Genomic DNA, 19,914 nt, shown 5'->3' on the forward strand with positions numbered 1-19,914 from the left:
TTCCTCGATTATCTAAAAAAGAGTCGCATAATGTCATTCCAAGTCACAGCAATCATCAAGACAACCATGATGACCACTCCGGCCAAGGTGACATAGGTTTCAATTTCTTGTTTCAATGGTTTGCGGCGGATAGCTTCTAGGATATTGAGCACAATCTTACCACCATCCAATGCTGGAATCGGAATAAGATTAAAAATCCCAATATTGATGGAAATCATTGCCAAGAAGTCCAAGACATTTTCAATTCCATTTTTAGCAGCATCACTACTTGCCTTAAAGATGGCAACAGGTCCACCTAGCTTGTTCAAATCCGGTTGGAAAATCAGATTTTTCAGAGCCGATAGAATTCGGAGAGCTGAATCAGCAGCGGTTGTAAAACCACCCACAAACATAGATAGAAAGTCCGACTTAATTCCCGGTTGAACACCTAGAAGGTAACGGCCTTGATTTTCTTCAGGACTAACAGTGATTTGTTTGTCACTACCCTTTTCAGAAATAGTCACATCCAAAGTTGGGGCCGTCTTATCTTTAGTTTCTGTTTCCACAGCCTGGATCAAGCTTTCCCAGTTGTTAATCTCATGTGAGCCAATCTTGGTAATCTGAGCCGTTTCTGGCACTCCTACCTTAGCCAAAGCCCCTTGGGGCATGACATGGAACTGGTTGGTATCAACATCTCTGACGCCACCCTGCATGAAGATTAAAATCCAAAAAACAACGACACCTAAGATAAAGTTATTCATAGGGCCTGCAAAGTTGGTAATGAGTTTGCCCCAGATAGTTGCATTTTGATATTGAACATCTAAAGGTGCAATACGAACCTCAGTTCCATCTAATTCTACAACCGTTGCATCGTGATCTACTGCAAAGGTTTTTTCTTCTTCCAGAACCAAACCCTTGATAAAGAGCTTGTCTTCAAAGTCAAACTGAGTCACCTGCATAGGGAGGGCTGTTTGATCCAATTTTTTACCTGAGAGATTGATGCGTTTAACTTTACCATCATCAGTAAGGGTCAAACTGACAGGAGTTCCTGTCTTGATTTCAGTCGTATCATCACCCCAACCAGCCATACGGACATAGCCACCCAGAGGCAAGATTCGAATGGTATAGGCCGTTCCGTCCTTGCCAATGTGAGCAAAGATTTTTGGGCCCATACCGATGGCAAATTCACGCACTAGAATTCCTGATTTCTTGGCAAAGTAGAAGTGTCCGAACTCGTGCACCACTACAATAATCCCAAAAACCAGAATAAAGGTTAAAATTCCGAGCATTCTATCTTCCTTTCTCTAAAAGAGTCCAAATAAGTGCATGATTGGAAATACAAGCAACATACTGTCGAAGCGATCCAAAACACCACCATGTCCAGGGATAAATTTCCCAGAATCCTTAACACCAAAGTGACGCTTGATCGAACTTTCTAGTAAGTCACCAAATTGTCCAGCAATGCTGAAGAAAATAGCAAAGACTGACATCTTGTAAATTCCATACGGAAGAGCAACTGTCCTATCAAAAATCATAAAGACAATTGTTATCAAGATAGCTCCTAAAATACCACCAAAAGATCCCTCAAAGGTTTTATTGGGTGATACCCTTGGCGCTAATTTTCGTTTACCGTATCTCATCCCTACAAGATAAGCACAACTATCTGTTGCCCAAACAATACACAAGGCTAATAGTGCCTTATCTAAACCTGCAATTCTAGCATCTAAGAGAGCATTAAAACCAAAGCCCACATAAAAACTCATAGCAAGAGGGAAAACAGCATCCTCAATCGTATAGGACTTGCTAAAAACAGTTGTTCCTAACATAATTGAAATCAACACACTATAAGCAACCACATTCCCATCAACTGGTAAAAAAGTCAGGTAATTCTCCAAGGGAATGGTCAAGGCAAAGGTTGCAAAGAGGGTCAAGAGCCCCTCCATAGTCATGGTCTCTAAACCTCTCATCTTCAAAAGTTCATGCATGGCTAGCATGGCTATGATTCCGATGGCGATCTGAAGCAAAAGGCCCCCAATCATTAAAATTGGTAGGAAAATAGCCAGGGCAATCCCTGCGAACAAGGTTCTTTTTTGTAAATCCTTTGTCATATCTCCTCCTAAACTCCTCCAAATCGGCGATGACGACGATTGTAGGCAAGAATAGCTTCCTGCAAGGCTACCTCATCAAAATCAGGCCACAAGGTGTCCGTAAAATAGAGCTCACTATAGGCCCCCTGCCATGGAAGAAAATTACTCAAACGCAATTCTCCACTAGTCCGGATAATCAAGTCCGGATCTCGTAAGTTCTTAGGTAAATGCTGGGTAAAGAGATAGTTGCCAATCAATTCCTCTGTGATGTCGTCTGGGATGATTTTGGCATCTAAAACATCCTGAGAAATCAACTTAAGAGCCTGTGTAATCTCAGCACGTCCACCATAGTTGAGGGCAAAATTCAGAATCAAACCTGTGTTGTTCTTAGTCAATTCCTCAGCTTTAGTCAGAGCTTCAAAGGTTTGCTTAGGCAGGCGCTCCGTTTCCCCAATCATTTGAATCTTAACATTATTCGCATGCAATTCCGGGACATAATTATCATAAAACTCTACTGGCAAGTTCATGATAAACTTGACTTCCTGATCTGGACGGGTCCAATTTTCCGTAGAAAAGGCATAAACTGTAATAACCTTAACGCCTAGTTTGTTAGCTGCCTTGGTCACAGTTTGCAATGCTTCCATGCCCGCCTTGTGTCCGAAGACTCGCGGTTGCATACGTTTTTTAGCCCAACGGCCATTACCATCCATGATGATGCCGATATGAGCAGGAACCTGTGTCGGAACCTCTACTTCCACAGCCTTATCTTTCTTAAAAAATCCAAACATGATCTTATTCCTATTCAAAAATCTATCGTTTCATTATACCATATTTCCCCATTTTCTTCTATCACTAAGCTATTTATTCTCAGGCACTAAGCCCATTTTTCAAAAAAATAAGCCGCCTGATTGGGCGACTCTATTTTTATAGGGAGATTATTATGAAAAAGTTTTAGGAGTTTAAGTTAAGATCTTCTTAACTTATGGACTTAGTATACACTTCCTAGCTTAAAGTTTCCTTAAGTATTTTTAAAAATCAAATTTTTCCATTTCTCCTGCCAATTTTTCTTGGATAAACGTGTTTGATAGAGTTCCATTCGGTCTTCATTCTCTAAAAAATGAGGAGTTGGACGAACTTGAAAATTCAAAATATCCTCCAAACCATAAGGTGCATAGAGTTCAAAATCGGATTCTTCATTCAAGCGCAGTACAACTGCCGTACACCGTTCTGGATACTTACTCATAGCATCACTGGAACTGATATAGGGAGCAGTATGAGGGCTATGCAGGTGCATATAGACTTGATTTTTCAATTCCCACTGGTACTGAGGAAAATCCTCTCTCAACTTTTTCTCTAGATACAAGGTTTCCTCATAAGAAATATCCGAATCAAAGAAAATCACATCTACATCTGTTTCACAATCAAAAGGTGATTTATCTGACAAGAGATTCCAGATGAAATTTCTGACAGAACCTGCTGCCAACCACGAGTCTTTCAGACCAAGGTCTCGGATGATAGTCAAAATAGCCATCATATCCGGATTTTCTCTAAAAGCCTCCAGAATTTCTTGCTCATTTTTCATTGTATTCATAACCTAAGTGCTCATATGCCTTAGCAGTCGCCACCCGTCCAGACCGTGTCCGCATGATAAAACCTTTTTGGATTAAGTAAGGTTCATACATGTCTTCAACTGTCTCACGCTCTTCGGCGATATTCACAGAAAGAGTTCCTAGACCAACAGGACCACCACCGTACATCTCAATCATGGTCCGAAGGATTTTCTGGTCCACATAGTCCAGACCTTCATGGTCAACATCCAGCATGGTCAAAGCCTTATCGGTAATAATATCATCGATAACCCCATCCCCCATAATCTGGGCAAAATCGCGCACGCGCTTGAGGAGACGATTGGCAATACGAGGGGTCCCACGACTACGTAGGGCCAACTCAGATGCTGCCTCATGAGTGATTTCCATCTCAAAAATATCTGCCGTCCGCTCGACAATTTCTGTCAAGTCAGCATGGGCATAATACTCCATATGCCCCGTAATCCCAAAACGTGCCCGTAGTGGATTTGAGAGCATACCAGCCCGAGTCGTCGCACCAATCAAGGTAAAAGGTGGTAACTCCAAATGAACACTGCGACTACCTTCACCAGCCCCAATCATGATATCAATGTAGAAGTCCTCCATGGCACTATAAAGCACCTCTTCCACCGACATGGGCAAGCGATGAATCTCATCAATAAAAAGGACATCCCCAGGCTCTAAGTCATTCAAAATCGCTACCAAATCACCAGCTTTTTCAATGACTGGACCCGAAGTCTGCTTGAGATTGACACCTAGTTCGTTGGCAATAACAAAAGCCATGGTCGTTTTTCCCAAGCCTGGAGGTCCAAATAAGAGGACATGATCCAGAGCTTCATCCCGCATTTTGGCAGCTTCAATAAAGATTTGTAGCTGGTCCTTGACCTTGTCCTGCCCAATATATTCACGTAAGTACTGAGGACGGAGCGTGCGTTCTACTAACTCCTCATCCCCCATTATCTCATTATCTAAAATTCTACTCATGGCTCTATTATAGCAAAAATCCAAGCCACAAACAAAAAAGCCACCCGATTGGGTGACTCCTGAGTTTAGCACTTATGTTGTATAATATTATACAGCACTTCTACACCGCCTACGAAAGGAGGTAAGATAGCCCATGATGGAATTAGTACTCAAAACTATCATCGGACCAATTGCGGTCGGTGTCGTTCTTCGATTAGTCGATAAATGGCTAAACGAGGACAAATAGTGTCAAAAAAGACCCTAAGCTTAATGTGGAAGTTAGCTTGGGGTCTTTTCTAGCCTATGATATAGAACTAGTACTCAATTCCTTTTTATTATCCCATAGTTCACAAAATTTGTCAAAGATTTATATTCTCGGCTTCGCAAGCTTTAACCGCTGTGCAACAAGACGTTCAAGATTGCGAAAGTTATCGGAACATGATTTTTAGAATAGTCCCCAAAAGCCTGAAATAGAGCCAAAAAACTCCACCTGATTGGGTGGAGTTAAGGGAGATTATTATGAAAAAGAAAAGTTTAGGATTTTATTAAATAAAGTTAGGAGGTCTTTATTTAATAACTATATGATACAAGACGAAGCTTAAAACTAGCTTAACTTTTCTCAAATTCTACCATTTTTCAAAAAATTTCTATTACCATCACCTCATCCCACAAAAAAGCCACCTGATTGGGTGACTTCATTAGGAGATTATGATGAAAAAAAGTTTTAGGATTTCATTAAATAAAGTTAGGAGGTCTTTATTTAATGACTATATGATACTAGACCATCCTTAAACTTTGCTTAAGAAAAAACAAGTTTTGTTATTTTTCTCGATTCACCCAAGTCATTCCTATACAATCATAGGTGGATAAGACTTCAAAACCCAAAGAACGATAAAATCCCACGTTTTTTTCTGTCTCTTCTGTCACCAGCTGGACTTGATAGGCATCTTTGTAATCCTCTAAAGCCTCTTTCATTAGGGCACTACCAATCCCTTGACGCTGATAGATTGGTAAAACAATTAAATCCTGAACCAATACTGATGAGAATCCATCTCCAACCAAACGAATCAAGCCCACCACAGCATCACCATCAAGTGCCAGATAAATTACTAATGAATGAGACAAGGCTTGCTCCAGCATCTGAGGTTGATTTGTATAATTTGTCCAACCGACAGCCTGATAGAGATGCAAAACATCCTCGAGCTTGACGATTTCTTGCTTTTTAATAGTAATCATCTCGACACCTCTTAAAGCTCTCTCAAGCTCTTGTGCTGTCGTCCATTTTTATCAAAATTTTCAGGATCCAACCATGCTTCCAATCGAGCTTTGACTTGAAGCCAGTCCTTATCAATCATAGACAACCAATCCGTATCCCTCGTACGCCCCTTATAAACCACTGCCTGACGGAAGGTTCCTTCGTAGACAAATCCCAAACGCTCCGCAGCTCGTCTTGATGGCATGTTAAGAGCATCGCATTTCCATTCATAGCGACGATAGTTAAGCTCATCAAAGACATAGCAAGCCAATAGATACTGGGCTTCTGTCCCTATCCGTGTCCCCCTGAGTTTTGGAGAAAAAGTGACAGTTCCCACTTCTATTATTCGGTTATTCTGGTCAATGCGCATGAGAGAAAAAGTTCCCAAAGCCTTACCAGTTGCCTTGTCTATGATGGCATAGTAAAAACGGTCCTTACGAGCCATCATCTGATTTAAAAGAGTAACCAGTTCCTCTCTGTCTGCCACTGGTTCCTGAAAGAGGTAGGTCCACATTTCCCGAGGCGTATCAGGGCCATAAACAGCTAATAAATCCTCCGCATGCTTTTCTACCGATAGAGCCTCTATCCTAGCATAACGCCCTTCTAAGAAATCAATAGAAGGCAATTCACCTGGTGTATAACCTTCCATTGACTCCCCAATCATTTGACCATATTCATTTACTGGCATTTTTCTTCTCCTTGTTTTACGCTGAAAATACTATATCACAAATTGTTCTCTTTGGAAACTGGCACTGTCTTCAAACTTCATCCTCAACACTATATTAGTGACCCGTTTTCTGTCTTTTATCCTCTAAGGCTTGATTAATTCGTTGGGTGAGTTTGTGAGTTTGCCAGACTTGATACAACCATATCAATCCATAAATTAACAAGAAAAAGAACCAAATCAAGGGACTCCACAAGGCTGAACCCCAACCAAAAAATAGAGAGGTCAATACTAAGATAGTAGCCGTCACTAATAAATGAACTCCTACACGTATACTAAAAGCAAGAAACTCTAGCTTTTCAAGTATTAAAGTCAATACCCCCATAATTCCACCCATTAAAAACAGAGCTAGAATATTTTTTGTCATTGGTTCAGGATAGGTAATGCTTGGATAACACTGAGCTAATAACATCATACTCAAATAAAAGAAGGAAGCCGTACGCATTCCCGATACAAAATAATCAATTAATCGTTTCATGATTTTCTCCTATAAACCTAGATAATTCATTAAGGACTTAACGTATTTCCGACTCACACTAGATTTGATGCCCCGAGTCATTTTAGCCATCATATTCCCTGAAAAACCATCTGATAACGATTCTAAGTGGTCAATGTTTATAATTGAATGGCGTGATATCTGTATAAAGTTACGCCGATTAATCCGATTCTGAAAGTTTGTCAATGTTTCCTTAGTTTTATAAATCCCGTCTACCGTATAAATGGTCAACAAGTTCTTATCGATATCTGCTAGAATAAGATCCTCAATTTTCACCATAACCAGATGATCATCCGTTCGAATAGGAATGGTCACCTGATTGGTCGTTGAAAATTGTTCTAAATACTCCATGATTTCCCTTGCTTGGTCAGTTAACTGAGCTGCCTGAATTACAATCTGTGGGTCCTTTTCTGAAAACTCTGTCTTCATTTCAAAACGAATCTTCATTTTCTCTCCAATATACTTTTATTTTCTCCTGCTAAACACTTTAACAAATAAAAGCCAAAGAAGAATAGCGACGAAACTGATACTAACCACTATAAAGTATGTCTCTTCCTTTGTCAATAGTTCTTGCCAGTTGATTTGGATTCCCATTTTTTCTTGAAATTCCTTTAACAATCTGCTATTTCCTGTAAATGCGGTCTCTAATGGTTCTTTCATTAAAATTTGTCGATAAAGAGAAGCAATATAAGCTGCAGGGGTACACTTCATGATAATCTGTGCAAAATCAGGTAAAACTCCAATAGGGACATAAGTTCCTACTAAAAATCCAGAAGCAGTTCCCACTATAGTTGCCAGTTTGCCAAGACTATCTACAGATTGAAAACGATAAATCAAGAGAATATTTATCAAACTTGAAAGCAGACTACTTAACAACATAATCAAAGTAATTTCCGGTAAATGACTGATAACTGGACTTTCTTTAAAATAAAGCCCCATAACAGCAAACATAAACACCTGCATAACAAAAGAAATGGCAATACTACTGATTAGATAGGACATCTGTAAACCCCAGATACCTAAATCTGTCAAGAAGAGATCTTGATCCACTTGATTTTCACGATCCTGTACCATTTGTGTAAGAGCCGTAAAACTGGTTGTAATCCCAGTCACAGCCAAGGTCCCACCCATCAGCCAGTTATTTAAAAGGTTCGTATTATCAGGGAGTTGGGACCAAGCATCCGTCAAGTTCTTCTGCAAAAAAATGATATAAAGGAGGAAGGAAATCAATGCCCCCAATAATGAGAAAAATACTCCTGAACGATTACGAAAATATAAGATAAAATTCCGTTTCAATAAAGCTAACATTACCGAACCTCTCTTCCTGTAAGTGCAATAAAGGCATCATCCATGGTACCTGGACGAAACTCAAAAGAATCAATTTCTTCTCGTACTTTTGCCAAATATTCAATAGCTTCCAGTGATGTCCCTGGATAAAAAAGATATTCCAACTCATTTTCTTCCTTTACTGTCATTCCAGTCTGTAGCAACTTTTCTAAACCCTTCATTTCTTTAAAACGAATTTTTAGAATATTAGATGCATACTGACTTTTAATAGCCGTCGCAGAACCTTGCGCAATCACTTTCCCATGATCAACGATATAAATCTGATCCGCTTCATCCGCTTCATCCAGATAATGAGTCGTTAAGATAATAGTCATCCCTTCATCCTTTTGTAGTCGAGACAATAAATCCCAAATGGCTTTGCGAGTCTGAATATCTAGACCTGTCGTTGGTTCATCTAAGAAAAGAATGTCTGGCTGTGAAAGAAGAGCACGCGCAATATCAACCCGACGTTTTTGCCCACCTGACAAAGTCCCATATAGTTGCTTCTGGAAAGCAGTCAAACCCAGTTGATGGATCAAATCATCCATACGACTTGCTGCAATCTCCTTATACTGTTGAGCACGAATCGTAAGATTTTCTCTAACCGTCAACATCTCATCCAGTACACTAGCTTGAAAAACAACTCCTATTTTCGTATTTGGCGCATATCGAATCTGACCTTTTGTCGGCTTTTTCAAACCGATTAACATGGAAATGGTGGTTGATTTCCCTGCACCATTGGGACCCAAAATAGCATTAAAACTCCCTTTTTCAAACTCTAACTGAATATCGTCAACAGCCATATGATCGCCGTACCATTTAGTCAAATGTTTAGCTTGTAAAATCATATTTATTTCCTCCTCTTTACCTAACCAGTTTAACAAAAAGTATGAAAGAAAAATCGACTTTTGAGATAAGTGGTTAAAATGAGAGGTTAAGTGGTGAGATGATGGAAACAGAATTATATTTTTCATTCAAAAAATCCTCCAGATTCTACTCTGAAGGATTCCTATCTTATTTCACAACAATGTTAACCAATTTATTCGGTACCGCAATTACTTTCACGATGTCCTTACCGTCAATTTCTGCTTTGACTTTTTCGTCAGCCAGAGCTACTTCTTGCAACTCTTCGCGTGATAGGTCTTTTGCGACCATGAGTTTAGCACGGACTTTTCCTTTGATTTGAACGACGATTTCGATTTCGTCTTCAACTAGTTTACTTTCGTCCCATGTTGGCCAAGCTACGTAAGAGATGGATTCACCTGTTGCTGCAACAGTTTGCCAAAGTTCTTCTGCCAAGTGAGGTGCAAATGGAGCAATCAATTGGATAAATCCTTTGGCATAGTCAACATAGAGCTTGTCTTCCTTGTTAGCTGCATTGACAAAGACCATAAGTTGGGCAATAGCTGTGTTGAATTTGAGGGACTCAATTTGCTCAGTAACAGCTTTAACCGTTTCATTATAAACCTTGTCGAGAGCGCCATTGTTTTCTGAAACAATTTCCTTACTTGTAATCAAACGGTAAACACGGTCAAGGAACTTACGGCTTCCTTCCAGACCTTCTTCTGACCAAGCAATCGAAGCATCAAGTGGCCCCATGAACATTTCATAGACACGAAGGGTGTCAGCACCGTATTGTTCCACCACGTCGTCTGGATTAACAACGTTCTTGAGCGATTTAGACATCTTAGCTGGTGCTTGCTCCAACTCTTCTCCTGTTTCCACATGGAAGAAAGAACCGTCACGTTTTTCAACCTTATCGGTTGCCACAAGAGCCCCACGGTGGTCACGGTAGCTTGTTCCCAAAATCATCCCTTGATTAAAGAGTTTTTGGAATGGTTCCTTAGTTGGAACAACACCGAGGTCATAGAGGAATTTGTGCCAGAAACGAGCGTAAAGCAAGTGAAGAACGGCATGCTCTGCACCACCAACGTAGATATCTACTGGCAACCATTGTTTGAGAAGGTCCTCATCAGCCAATTTCTCAGTATTGTGTGGATCGATATAGCGGAGGTAGTACCAGCTTGAACCTGCCCATTGTGGCATGGTGTTGGTTTCACGACGACCTTTGACACCATCTTCACGAGTCACTTCAAGCCAATCTGTCAAGTTAGCTAGTGGACTTTCACCAGTACCTGAAGGACGGATGTCCTTAGTTACAGGCAAGACAAGTGGCAATTCACTTTCAGGGACAGCTGTTGAAGTTCCGTCTTCCCAATGAATGATAGGAATTGGCTCACCCCAGTAACGTTGACGGCTAAAGAGCCAGTCGCGGAGACGGTAGGTAACCTTCTCTTGTCCACAGCCTTTTTCTTCCAACCAAGTTACAATCTTGGCAATAGCGTCTTCTTTGTTGAGTCCATCTAGGAAGTCTGAATTAACGTGAAGGCCATCTTCTGTGTAGGCAGCTTCTTCAACGTTTCCACCTTCAAGTACTTTGACGATTGGAAGGTCAAATTGTTTGGCAAATTCCCAGTCACGTTGGTCATGGGCAGGCACAGCCATAACGGCACCTGTTCCATAACTAGCAAGAACATAGTCCGCAATCCAGATTGGAATTTCCTTGCCATTGACAGGGTTGATGGCATAAGCACCTGTCCAGACACCTGTTTTTTCTTTGGCAAGGTCTGTACGAGCCAGGTCTGATTTCAGACTGGCTTGGTGTTTGTAGTCTGCTACTGCTTCTGCTTGCTCTGTGCTTGTAATAGCGTCAACCAATTCATGCTCAGGAGCCAAGACTGTGAAAGTCGCACCGAAAAGGGTATCAGGACGAGTGGTAAAGACAGTGAATTCCTTATCTGTTCCCTTAACTTTGAAAGTTACATTTGCACCAGTTGATTTCCCAATCCAGTTGCGTTGCATGTCCTTGATGGACTCTGGCCAGTCAAGTTCATCTAAGTCATTAAGCAGACGCTCCGCGTAGGCCGTGATTTTAAGCATCCATTGGCGCATTGGTTTGCGGACAACTGGATAGCCTCCACGCTCAGATGTTCCGTCAGGAAGAACTTCTTCGTTAGCGATGGCAGTTCCTAGCTCCTCAACCCAGTTTACTGGCACTTCCGCTTCATAGGCCAAGCCTTTTTCGTAAAGCTTGGTGAAAATCCACTGAGTCCACTTGTAATAGTTTGGATCTGTTGTATTGACTTCACGATCCCAGTCGTAAGAAAATCCAAGCGCATTGATTTGGCGTTTAAAGTTGGCAATATTTTCCGCTGTAAATTCTGCTGGGTCATTCCCCGTATCCATAGCGTATTGCTCTGCAGGCAAACCAAAAGCATCCCAACCCATTGGGTGAAGAACATTGTAGCCTTGCGCACGTTTGTAACGGCTGAGGATATCGGTTGCAGTATAACCTTCTGGGTGTCCTACGTGCAGACCCGCTCCAGACGGATAAGGGAACATGTCAAGCGCATAAAACTTAGGTTTTGATGCATCTGTCCCTGTCTTAAAGGTATGATGTTCTGCCCAGTAGCCCTGCCACTTAGGCTCAATTTCTTTATGATTGTAAAAACTCATGGTCTCTCTCCAATTTTGTGATGTTACTATTATACCATTTTTGGAGGAATTTGAAAGACGAGAAATGTTCTTTTGGTCTTGGATGGTAAGAAAGTTCGAATAGCAAATCCAACTTATTTAGCAGTATAAAAAATTAGCTAGTACTTGAAATTAACTTATATCGATTATTTGTCTCTTCCATCTTTTTCTCCTAGCGCCTTTGACTCATATTCCCCGTTTTAGATTTCTTTAAGGTTTTTATTATATCCTATAGAACTCTGCAAATTATAAATGTTTACCAAATTGTAGAGTGAAAACGTTCGTAAAAAAGGAGATTCTTATGAAAAAACTACTATTCTTTCTCTCTTGTGGATGGATATTTCTTACTTTATCTGGATGTTCTTCAACAACAGAAGCGGAAACTAACACTGAAACAGATTCGGATAATGCTTTGGTTATCTATTCGCCTAACCCTGAAGACCTTATCGAAGAGACAATCCCTGCCTTCGAAGAAAAATATGGTATTAAGGTTGATTTAGTACAAGCCAGCACGGGTGAATTGTTCAAAAAAGCTGAGGCCGAAAAAGAATCCCCAGTAGCCGATGTCATTTTCGGAGGCTCCTATGCCCTCTTCTCTTCTAACGAAAAACTTTTTGAACCTTATATTTCCCAAGAAAACGACCAGATAATCCCTGAATATCAAAATAAAGCTGGATTCTACACGCCTTATACACTTGATGTCAGTGTCATCATTGCCAATTCAGCTCTTACAAAAGATATTAAAATTGAAGGTTACAATGATTTACTCAATCCTAAATTAAAAGGAAAAATCGCTACTGCTGATCCAAGTAATGCTTCTAGCGCCTTTGCACAACTAACAAACATGCTTGTAGACCAAGGTGGATACGAAAATGAACAAGCTTGGACCTATGTGAAAAATCTATTTACCCTAGTAGATGGAAAAATTGCATCTAGCTCTTCAAATGTTTACAAAGCTGTCGCCGATGGGGAAATGGCTGTTGGACTCACCTATGAAGACCCTGCCTTAAAACTCTTAAATGATGGAGTTGATGTAAAAGTCATTTATCCAAAAGAAGGAACCGTCTTTTTACCTGGTAACGCGGCCATCGTCAAAAACGCCAAACACATGGAAAACGCTAAGAAATTTATCGATTTCATCCTTTCTCAAGAAATCCAAGATAAGCTAGGAACTGAAACTACAATCAGACCTATTCGTAAAAATGCTAAAACCAATAAAAATATGAAGGCTATGACAGAAATCAAAATTGCCACCGAAGATTCAGATTATGTCATTAAAAATAAATCCACTATTCTTAAAAAGTACAATGACATTTTTACAGATATCCAATCTAAACAGTAAAAGAGGTTCACTATGAGTGAGATCAAAATTATTAACGCCAAAAAAATCTACCACGATGTCCCTGTTATTGAGAATTTGAACATTACAATTCCAAAAGGAAGTCTCTTTACCCTTCTTGGACCTTCAGGATGTGGAAAAACGACTCTTCTTCGTATGATTGCAGGTTTCAACAGTATCGAAGGTGGAGAATTTTACTTCGATGATACAAAAATCAATAATATGGAACCCAGCAAACGCAATATCGGGATGGTTTTCCAAAACTACGCTATTTTCCCACATTTGACTGTCCGAGACAATGTTGCTTTTGGTCTTAAGCAAAAGAAAGTTCCAAAAGAAGAATTGATTCAACAAACCAATAAATATCTTGAACTCATGCAAATTGCTCAATATGCAGACCGAAAGCCCGATAAACTCAGTGGTGGACAACAACAACGTGTCGCCTTGGCACGTGCCTTAGCGGTTAATCCAAGTGTTCTCCTCATGGACGAGCCACTTAGTAATCTGGATGCCAAACTCCGCTTGGATATGCGTCAAGCCATTCGAGAAATCCAACACGAAGTGGGAATTACAACTGTTTATGTGACCCACGACCAAGAAGAAGCTATGGCTATTTCAGACCAAATTGCTGTTATGAAAGACGGAGTAATCCAACAAATCGGTCGGCCAAAAGAACTCTATCATAAACCAGCTAATGAGTTTGTAGCAACCTTTATCGGACGCACAAATATTATCCCTGCCAATCTTGAAAAACGGAGCGACGGCGCTTATATCGTCTTTTCAGATGGCTATGCTCTTCGAATGCCAGCTCTTGATCAGGCTGAAGCACAAGCCATTCATGTAAGTATTCGTCCTGAAGAATTCATTAAAGATGAATCTGGAGATATTGAAGGAATTATTAGCGATAGCGTCTATCTTGGACTGAATACTGAATACTTCATCGAAACAGGATTTGCCTCAAAAATTCAAGTTAGCGAAGAATCAACTTTTGAAGAAGATCTACAAAAAGGCGATCGTATTCGTCTACGAATCAATACCCAAAAATTAAACGTCTTTTCTGCAGATGGTTCCCAAAACCTGATAAAAGGAGTCAACCATGGAACGTAAAAAACTAAATATTTGGACAGCCTCCTCTTTCTTCATCTTTCTTACCTATCTTGTCTTTCTGGTTTATCCTATCGTTACCGTGCTCAAGCAAGCACTTATACATGAAGGACAATTTTCACTAGCTAATTTCGTCACTTTCTTTAGTAAAGCCTACTACTCTGAGACACTCGTCAACAGTTTCAAGGTTTCCATTACCGCTACTATCACTTCCTTAGTCGTAGGAACCCTATTAGCTTATCTCTTTTCCATGTATGACTTCAAGGGAAAGAAATTTTTACAAATATTGATTATCATTGCTTCCATGTCAGCTCCTTTCGTGGGAGCCTACTCCTGGATTCTCTTGCTGGGACGAAATGGGGTCATTACTAAATTCCTGACAAATACCCTTCAGCTTCCAGCTATCGATATTTATGGATTCAAAGGAATTGTACTTGTCTTTACTCTGCAACTATTCCCACTGGTATTTCTATACGTTGCTGGGACAATGAAAAGTATTGACAATTCTCTACTTGAAGCTGCTGAAAGCATGGGGTCCTTCGGATTTAAGCGTATCGTAACGGTTGTTTTACCTCTCCTAGTTCCAACCTTACTAGCTGCTGCCCTGCTTGTATTTATGAGAGCATTCTCAGACTTTGGAACGCCTATGTTGATTGGTGAAGGATACCGGACTTTCCCTGTCCTGATTTATACCCAATTTATTAGCGAGGTTGGAGGAAATTCTGCTTTTGCATCTGCTTTAGCAATTATGGCGATTATCATTGCCTTGGCGATTTTCCTTATCCAAAAATACATCTCAAACCGCTACAGTTTCAGTATGAATTCGCTCCACCCAATTGAACCTAAAAAAACTACAAAAGGAAAAATGGCTGCCATTTATGCAACAGTCTACGGAATTATCTTGTTCTCTGTTCTACCTCAAGTCTACTTGATTTATACTTCTTTCCTAAAAACATCAGGTATGGTATTTGTCAAAGGCTATTCTCTAAACAGTTACAAGGTAGCTTTCAATCGTATGGGATCTGCTATTTTCAATACCATTCGTATCCCTTTGATTGCCTTAGTTCTAGTTGTCCTATTTGCAACATTTATCTCCTACCTAGCCGTTAGAAAACGGAATTTGTTTACAAACTTAATTGACAGCCTCAGTATGGTACCTTATATTGTACCAGGAACCGTTCTAGGGATTGCCTTCATTTCTTCCTTCAATACTGGTCTATTTGGAAGTGGATTTCTTATGATTACAGGGACAGCTTTCATCTTGATTATGTCCCTATCTGTCAGAAGATTGCCTTATACTATTCGCTCATCTGTTGCTAGCTTGCAACAAATAGCCCCAAGTATTGAAGAAGCTGCTGAAAGCTTAGGAAGTAGCCGTCTCAATACCTTTGCCAAGATTACAACTCCAATGATGCTATCTGGTATTATTTCTGGAGCTATCCTATCTTGGGTCACAATGATTTCAGAACTCTCTACTTCTATCCTCCTCTACAATGTCAAAACAAGAACAATGACTGTAGCTATTTATACAGAGGTTCTCAGAGGGAATTACGGTGTAGCCGCAGCCTTGTCAACTATCCTGACTGTTCTAACAGTAGGTTCCTTGCTCTTGTTTATGAAAATCTCTAAAAGCAATAGCATTACACTTTAGTTTTCCCCATCAAAAACAGCCGAAAGGATTACCCTCGGCTGTTTTTTCTTATCTTGATATTCCTATCAAATCCCTATTTCATAGCAAGCAAGTCTAGACTGATTAAATAGAGGCTTCTTCCATCTTCTCCCGTCCTAGTTCTCGGTAACTACGGTCGCCGACAACCTCAACGCTAAACTGGCCGTCCTCATATTCAATAATCGTCACGCTACCATTATCGAGACCATGCGGATGCATACCATTGATCAGATAAACAATGGTTCCAATGGTCATTCCGTGGCTGACAACAAGGGCGTTGCCTCCACCCTGTTCTTCCATTTCTTTGGCAATCGCTTCAAAACCTTCCTTGATTCGGCCACTGAGTTTTTCCCAACCTTCAGCCCAACCAGCTGTATCGACCTCTACTAAGCCCTCAGCCAGTTCAGCATAAGATAATTGGTGAACATGGTCCACATTAAAGATACGAGGAATAATGCCCATGAAAAGATCGCCATCGTAGGCTCCATCAAAACTACCGAAACACCATTCTCTGATACGCTTGTCCATGCGATAAGGGATTTTCCCCTGCAAGCCAAGTTCATCAAGGATAATTCCCATGGTCTGAATGGTGCGACCAGAATCACTCGAATAAGCACGCTCAAACTGTAGACCAGATTCGCGCAAACCGATTCCTAATTCTTGAATCCCTCTCTCACCTTCAGCTGTTAAAGGAGTATCGCTCCAACCTTGCGCGCGACCAATCGTGTTAAACATAGTCTTGCCATGACGTACCAAATACAATCGTACTTTTACCATTTTCCGTCCTCCGTTTGCTTCTATTATATCATGGATGATAAAACAAAAGCCACCCAGACAGGCGACTTTTGCAGGAGATTATTATGAAAAAGTTTAGGAGTTCTATTAAATAAAGATATTAGATGAAAATCAAATTCAAACTAAATCAGTGTTATCTGTTTCAAATAATATTAGGAGGTCTTTATTTAATGATTATAGTATACACAGCTAACCTTAAATAGAACTTAAAAAATTATACCCATTCACCTTTTTCATTTACTTTATAACCGTTAATGGTCATATTTTTTGCTAATTTTCCATCAGCTAACAAGTAATACCACTTATCCCCATCCTTAATCCATTGGTTACGAGCGTACTTACCATCTTGGTTCAGATAATACCAACTATCATACTGAGAATCAAATACCCACTCACTCTTAGCCATGTAACCGCCACGTTTTAGGTAGTATTCGCCCTGCCAAGCTTTCTCCACATAACTACCAGTTGAATCTACATAAAACCAGCTCTTATAATCTTCATCATAAATCCATTCACTCGCAGCCATTGAAGCATCTGCTTTTAGATAATAACGTCCTACCCAACGGTTTCTTACAAGATTACCCGAAAGGTCATTATAGTACCATTTGCCAGACTCTTTAAACCACTTACTTGCTTGATGAGCTTTCTTAGTATCTTCTTTAGCAGTAACGGTAGATTGAGATGAAGATGAGGTTGAAGTCCCAGTAGAAACTGCTTGAATAGCCTCTTCTTTTGTCACCTTAGGCTTAGCTTTTCCTTGGTAAACATCTTCGATACGCTTAGTAAATACAGATAACTCTTCAGGGGATAACATCTTATCAAAATCAGTTCCATTATCAGGAATATAACCATAAGAGTGGTCCCCAATTTTTGCTAATCCCTCTTCTAATATATCCTCAACATTATTCAATAAAGCGAGTTTATCAGATTTAGAAAGAGAATCATCACTACTAATCGCTGTTTTCTCAATAAAAGCAACCGCTTTAATTTCTCTAATATTTTTCTCTCTAGGAAGTACGATATAGATACGAAAATCATTTGATGCAACAGGAACCAAGGTTTTTAAATATTGATTTACTGTCATATTTCCATCTCTATCACCCTCAGGATAATATTGTTTAAAATCAATTGGGGATTCGATACTTTTTAACACATTTTCTTTTTCTCTTGCTGTATAATATTGGTTTTCCTTTATTTTAGGAATTAGTTTTTCCTTTTTCTTTAATATAATTAGCTCTAGAGCCTCTCTTTTAATTCTATAACTAGAATCAAAATTTGTGTTAATACGGTAACTCATAGAATCATGTAATCTATTTACAGCACCTTGAAAATCCTTTGAAGTCTCTAATGCTTCTTTTTCCACTCCTTCTATCTCTTCTAAAAAAGATTGGTATTCTTTATTAAGTCTTTCTATAGCATTATTCTTAATTGTTTTTATATCATCCTGAGAAAAAGAAAGGATGCTCCAGTCTACTTGATCCGCTTCATTTAATAATTTTTCTTTATTCTTACTTAAAAACTCTTTATAAGATTTTTTAGCTTGCTCTACTTCATTTTTAAAAAATTCTAAAGTTACCTGAGTTACAGTTTCATGGCTTTCTTCTTGCGCATAAACTACTTGATTGGCAAAACTTGGGACTAGTAAAGTCGACAGTCCTAAAGCTACTAAAGCATGTTTCATTTCTTTTTTCATCAATTTCTCCTATTTTCTTAATTTTTAAAACTATGGATTGGTGCTGGGATTTGTCCTCCACGAGAGATGAAATCGACAGACGAAGCTCCATTGACCTTCATAACAGGCGCAGTTCCTAATAGGCCACCAAACTCAATCATATCGCCTTCTTTTCCTTTTGGAATGATACGAACAGCTGTTGTTTTCATGTTAATGACACCAATTGCAGCCTCATCTGCAATCATGGCCGCAATGGTTTCAGCAGGAGTATCTTCTGGGATAGCAATCATATCCAAACCAACGGAACAGATAGCCGTCATAGCTTCTAGTTTTTCCAAATTAAGAGAGCCATTTTGCACTGCAGCAATCATTCCCTCATCCTCAGAAACAGGGATAAAGGCACCAGATAAACCACCAACTTGGTTGCAGGCCATAACTCCTCCCTTCTTAACTTGGTCGTTCAAGAGAGCCAAGGCAGCCGTCGTTCCATGCGTACCAACTGTTTCTAGCCCCATTTCTTCAAGGACACGTGCAACAGAATCTCCAACCGCAGGAGTTGGCGCCAAACTCAAGTCCACAATACCAAACTCCACACCCAGTCTCTCACTAGCCATCTGACCAACCAATTGACCGATCCGAGTGATCTTGAAGGCAGTCTTCTTAACTGTTTCGGCTACTACATCAAAGCTCTGTCCACGAACTTTTTCCAAGGCACGTTTCACCACACCAGGACCAGAAACTCCGACATTGATGATAACATCTGCTTCTCCAATACCATGAAAGGCACCCGCCATGAATGGATTGTCCTCAACAGCATTAGCAAATATAACCAACTTGGCCGCTCCCATATCTGATAGATTAGCCGTTTCCTTGATAATACGTCCCATATCTGCCACAGCCGTCATATTGATACCAGACTTGGTTGAGCCGATATTGACTGACGAGCAGACCTTGTCCGTTTCAGCCAAAGCGCGAGGAATGGAATTGATGAGAATCTCATCCCCCTTTTGATAACCTTTTTGTACCAAGGCAGAGAAACCACCAATAAAATCCACTCCAATCTCTTTCGCAGCCTTATCAAGCGCTTTTGCCAGAACTACGTAGTCCGTCGCATCTGTCGCTGCCCCTATCAGAGAAATAGGTGTCACCGATACACGCTTATTAACGATAGGAATTCCCAACTCCGCTGCAATTTCATCACCAACAGCTACTAAGTTAGCTGCCTTAGTCGTAATCTTTTGATAAATTTTCTCCGCAGCACGATTGATATCTGGATCTATACAGTCCAAAAGGGAAATCCCCATGGTAATGGTTCTAATATCGAAATTTTGCTCCTCAATCATGGCGATGGTTTCAGTAACTTGTCTAATATCCATGATAACCTC

19 protein-coding genes are annotated in these 19,914 nt (G+C 40.1%); 4 read left to right on the plus strand and 15 right to left on the minus strand.

Going from position 1 to position 19,914, the window contains the following annotated elements; all coding sequences use genetic code 11:
• Positions 1-8 precede the first annotated feature (8 nt).
• From rseP to ruvB, 5 genes are all read right to left on the minus strand, one after another.
• On the minus strand, positions 9-1,268 hold the full coding sequence (gene rseP / locus HT731_RS03200; RefSeq protein WP_061758898.1) for an RIP metalloprotease RseP: 1,260 nt from the start codon (positions 1,266-1,268) through the stop codon (positions 9-11).
• Between the two features lie 15 nt (positions 1,269-1,283).
• Entirely contained in the window at positions 1,284-2,087 is an 804-nt protein-coding gene (locus HT731_RS03205) for a phosphatidate cytidylyltransferase (RefSeq protein ID WP_061758899.1), read from the minus strand.
• Positions 2,088-2,095: 8 nt separating this feature from the next.
• A complete protein-coding gene (locus HT731_RS03210; RefSeq protein ID WP_033680789.1) occupies positions 2,096-2,854 on the minus strand; it encodes an isoprenyl transferase in 759 nt (252 codons plus the stop codon).
• 230 nt (positions 2,855-3,084) lie between these two features.
• On the minus strand, positions 3,085-3,657 hold the full coding sequence (locus HT731_RS03215; RefSeq protein WP_061758900.1) for a nucleotidyltransferase family protein: 573 nt from the start codon (positions 3,655-3,657) through the stop codon (positions 3,085-3,087).
• Positions 3,638-4,636 carry a Holliday junction branch migration DNA helicase RuvB gene (ruvB, locus tag HT731_RS03220; protein ID WP_079114808.1) on the minus strand — a complete coding sequence of 333 codons (999 nt, stop codon included), beginning with the start codon at positions 4,634-4,636 and terminating at the stop codon, positions 3,638-3,640. The genes HT731_RS03215 and ruvB overlap by 20 nt, the downstream gene beginning before the upstream one ends.
• A gap of 133 nt (positions 4,637-4,769) precedes the next feature.
• On the opposite strand from ruvB, the gene HT731_RS03225 reads away from it, so the two are divergent.
• Entirely contained in the window at positions 4,770-4,862 is a 93-nt protein-coding gene (locus tag HT731_RS03225) for a type I toxin-antitoxin system Fst family toxin (RefSeq protein ID WP_079114800.1), read from the plus strand.
• A gap of 572 nt (positions 4,863-5,434) precedes the next feature.
• On the opposite strand, the gene HT731_RS03230 is transcribed toward HT731_RS03225, so the two are convergent.
• The 7 genes from HT731_RS03230 to leuS form a co-directional block, all read right to left on the minus strand.
• On the minus strand, positions 5,435-5,851 hold the full coding sequence (locus HT731_RS03230; protein ID WP_057487809.1) for a GNAT family N-acetyltransferase: 417 nt from the start codon (positions 5,849-5,851) through the stop codon (positions 5,435-5,437).
• Between the two features lie 11 nt (positions 5,852-5,862).
• Positions 5,863-6,558 (minus strand): GNAT family protein, encoded by a 696-nt coding sequence (locus HT731_RS03235; RefSeq protein WP_061758902.1) that lies wholly within the window; start codon positions 6,556-6,558, stop codon positions 5,863-5,865.
• 94 nt (positions 6,559-6,652) lie between these two features.
• The gene (locus HT731_RS03240) at positions 6,653-7,072 is read right to left on the minus strand and encodes a DUF3021 domain-containing protein (RefSeq protein WP_061758903.1); all 420 of its coding nucleotides are present in this window, start codon (positions 7,070-7,072) and stop codon (positions 6,653-6,655) included.
• Positions 7,073-7,081: 9 nt separating this feature from the next.
• Positions 7,082-7,537 (minus strand): LytTR family DNA-binding domain-containing protein, encoded by a 456-nt coding sequence (locus tag HT731_RS03245; protein WP_061758904.1) that lies wholly within the window; start codon positions 7,535-7,537, stop codon positions 7,082-7,084.
• A gap of 18 nt (positions 7,538-7,555) precedes the next feature.
• Complete coding sequence (locus HT731_RS03250; RefSeq protein ID WP_173277626.1) at positions 7,556-8,398, minus strand: ABC transporter permease; 843 nt, start codon at positions 8,396-8,398, stop codon at positions 7,556-7,558.
• The gene (locus tag HT731_RS03255) at positions 8,398-9,264 is read right to left on the minus strand and encodes an ABC transporter ATP-binding protein (protein WP_173277628.1); all 867 of its coding nucleotides are present in this window, start codon (positions 9,262-9,264) and stop codon (positions 8,398-8,400) included. The genes HT731_RS03250 and HT731_RS03255 overlap by 1 nt, the downstream gene beginning before the upstream one ends.
• 166 nt (positions 9,265-9,430) lie before the next feature.
• Positions 9,431-11,932, minus strand: a complete 2,502-nt coding sequence (gene leuS, locus HT731_RS03260; RefSeq protein WP_173277630.1) for a leucine--tRNA ligase — start codon at positions 11,930-11,932, stop codon at positions 9,431-9,433.
• Positions 11,933-12,251: 319 nt separating this feature from the next.
• Here leuS and HT731_RS03265 point away from each other — a divergent pair, with 319 nt between their 5' ends.
• The 3 genes from HT731_RS03265 to HT731_RS03275 are packed head-to-tail and all read left to right on the plus strand — an operon-like array spanning position 12,252 to position 16,044.
• Complete coding sequence (locus HT731_RS03265; protein ID WP_173277632.1) at positions 12,252-13,292, plus strand: ABC transporter substrate-binding protein; 1,041 nt, start codon at positions 12,252-12,254, stop codon at positions 13,290-13,292.
• A gap of 12 nt (positions 13,293-13,304) precedes the next feature.
• Positions 13,305-14,396 carry an ABC transporter ATP-binding protein gene (locus HT731_RS03270; protein ID WP_050244596.1) on the plus strand — a complete coding sequence of 364 codons (1,092 nt, stop codon included), beginning with the start codon at positions 13,305-13,307 and terminating at the stop codon, positions 14,394-14,396.
• Complete coding sequence (locus HT731_RS03275; protein WP_061758911.1) at positions 14,386-16,044, plus strand: iron ABC transporter permease; 1,659 nt, start codon at positions 14,386-14,388, stop codon at positions 16,042-16,044. Before HT731_RS03270 ends, HT731_RS03275 begins: the two co-directional genes overlap by 11 nt.
• Positions 16,045-16,146: 102 nt before the next feature.
• Here HT731_RS03275 and HT731_RS03280 read toward each other — a convergent pair whose 3' ends face one another.
• From HT731_RS03280 to HT731_RS03290, 3 genes are all read right to left on the minus strand, one after another.
• Positions 16,147-16,839, minus strand: coding sequence for a histidine phosphatase family protein (locus HT731_RS03280; RefSeq protein WP_061758912.1), 693 nt, complete (start codon positions 16,837-16,839; stop codon positions 16,147-16,149).
• Positions 16,840-17,071: 232 nt separating this feature from the next.
• Entirely contained in the window at positions 17,072-18,550 is a 1,479-nt protein-coding gene (locus HT731_RS03285; RefSeq protein WP_173277634.1) for an N-acetylmuramoyl-L-alanine amidase family protein, read from the minus strand.
• A 17-nt stretch (positions 18,551-18,567) separates the two neighbouring features.
• The gene (locus HT731_RS03290) at positions 18,568-19,905 is read right to left on the minus strand and encodes a PFL family protein (RefSeq protein WP_061758914.1); all 1,338 of its coding nucleotides are present in this window, start codon (positions 19,903-19,905) and stop codon (positions 18,568-18,570) included.
• Positions 19,906-19,914 lie beyond the last annotated feature (9 nt).

Origin of the sequence: Streptococcus sp. k-163, from assembly GCF_013277555.1 — a bacterium.
Lineage (GTDB): Bacteria > Bacillota > Bacilli > Lactobacillales > Streptococcaceae > Streptococcus.

Excerpts from the sequence above, each read along its gene's own strand:
- HT731_RS03275 (WP_061758911.1), top strand. The coding sequence starts at position 14,386 with ATGGAACGTAAAAAACTAAATATTTGGACAGCCTCCTCTTTCTTCATC.
- HT731_RS03270 (WP_050244596.1), top strand. The coding sequence starts at position 13,305 with ATGAGTGAGATCAAAATTATTAACGCCAAAAAAATCTACCACGATGTC.
- HT731_RS03245 (WP_061758904.1), bottom strand. The coding sequence starts at position 7,537 with ATGAAGATTCGTTTTGAAATGAAGACAGAGTTTTCAGAAAAGGACCCA.
- rseP (WP_061758898.1), bottom strand. The coding sequence starts at position 1,268 with ATGCTCGGAATTTTAACCTTTATTCTGGTTTTTGGGATTATTGTAGTG.
- HT731_RS03280 (WP_061758912.1), bottom strand. The coding sequence starts at position 16,839 with ATGGTAAAAGTACGATTGTATTTGGTACGTCATGGCAAGACTATGTTT.
- HT731_RS03215 (WP_061758900.1), bottom strand. The coding sequence starts at position 3,657 with ATGAATACAATGAAAAATGAGCAAGAAATTCTGGAGGCTTTTAGAGAA.
- HT731_RS03235 (WP_061758902.1), bottom strand. The coding sequence starts at position 6,558 with ATGCCAGTAAATGAATATGGTCAAATGATTGGGGAGTCAATGGAAGGT.
- ruvB (WP_079114808.1), bottom strand. The coding sequence starts at position 4,636 with ATGAGTAGAATTTTAGATAATGAGATAATGGGGGATGAGGAGTTAGTA.
- HT731_RS03225 (WP_079114800.1), top strand. The coding sequence starts at position 4,770 with ATGATGGAATTAGTACTCAAAACTATCATCGGACCAATTGCGGTCGGT.
- HT731_RS03250 (WP_173277626.1), bottom strand. The coding sequence starts at position 8,398 with ATGTTAGCTTTATTGAAACGGAATTTTATCTTATATTTTCGTAATCGT.
- leuS (WP_173277630.1), bottom strand. The coding sequence starts at position 11,932 with ATGAGTTTTTACAATCATAAAGAAATTGAGCCTAAGTGGCAGGGCTAC.
- HT731_RS03230 (WP_057487809.1), bottom strand. The coding sequence starts at position 5,851 with ATGATTACTATTAAAAAGCAAGAAATCGTCAAGCTCGAGGATGTTTTG.
- HT731_RS03240 (WP_061758903.1), bottom strand. The coding sequence starts at position 7,072 with ATGAAACGATTAATTGATTATTTTGTATCGGGAATGCGTACGGCTTCC.
- HT731_RS03205 (WP_061758899.1), bottom strand. The coding sequence starts at position 2,087 with ATGACAAAGGATTTACAAAAAAGAACCTTGTTCGCAGGGATTGCCCTG.
- HT731_RS03290 (WP_061758914.1), bottom strand. The coding sequence starts at position 19,905 with ATGGATATTAGACAAGTTACTGAAACCATCGCCATGATTGAGGAGCAA.
- HT731_RS03285 (WP_173277634.1), bottom strand. The coding sequence starts at position 18,550 with ATGAAAAAAGAAATGAAACATGCTTTAGTAGCTTTAGGACTGTCGACT.
- HT731_RS03265 (WP_173277632.1), top strand. The coding sequence starts at position 12,252 with ATGAAAAAACTACTATTCTTTCTCTCTTGTGGATGGATATTTCTTACT.
- HT731_RS03210 (WP_033680789.1), bottom strand. The coding sequence starts at position 2,854 with ATGTTTGGATTTTTTAAGAAAGATAAGGCTGTGGAAGTAGAGGTTCCG.
- HT731_RS03255 (WP_173277628.1), bottom strand. The coding sequence starts at position 9,264 with ATGATTTTACAAGCTAAACATTTGACTAAATGGTACGGCGATCATATG.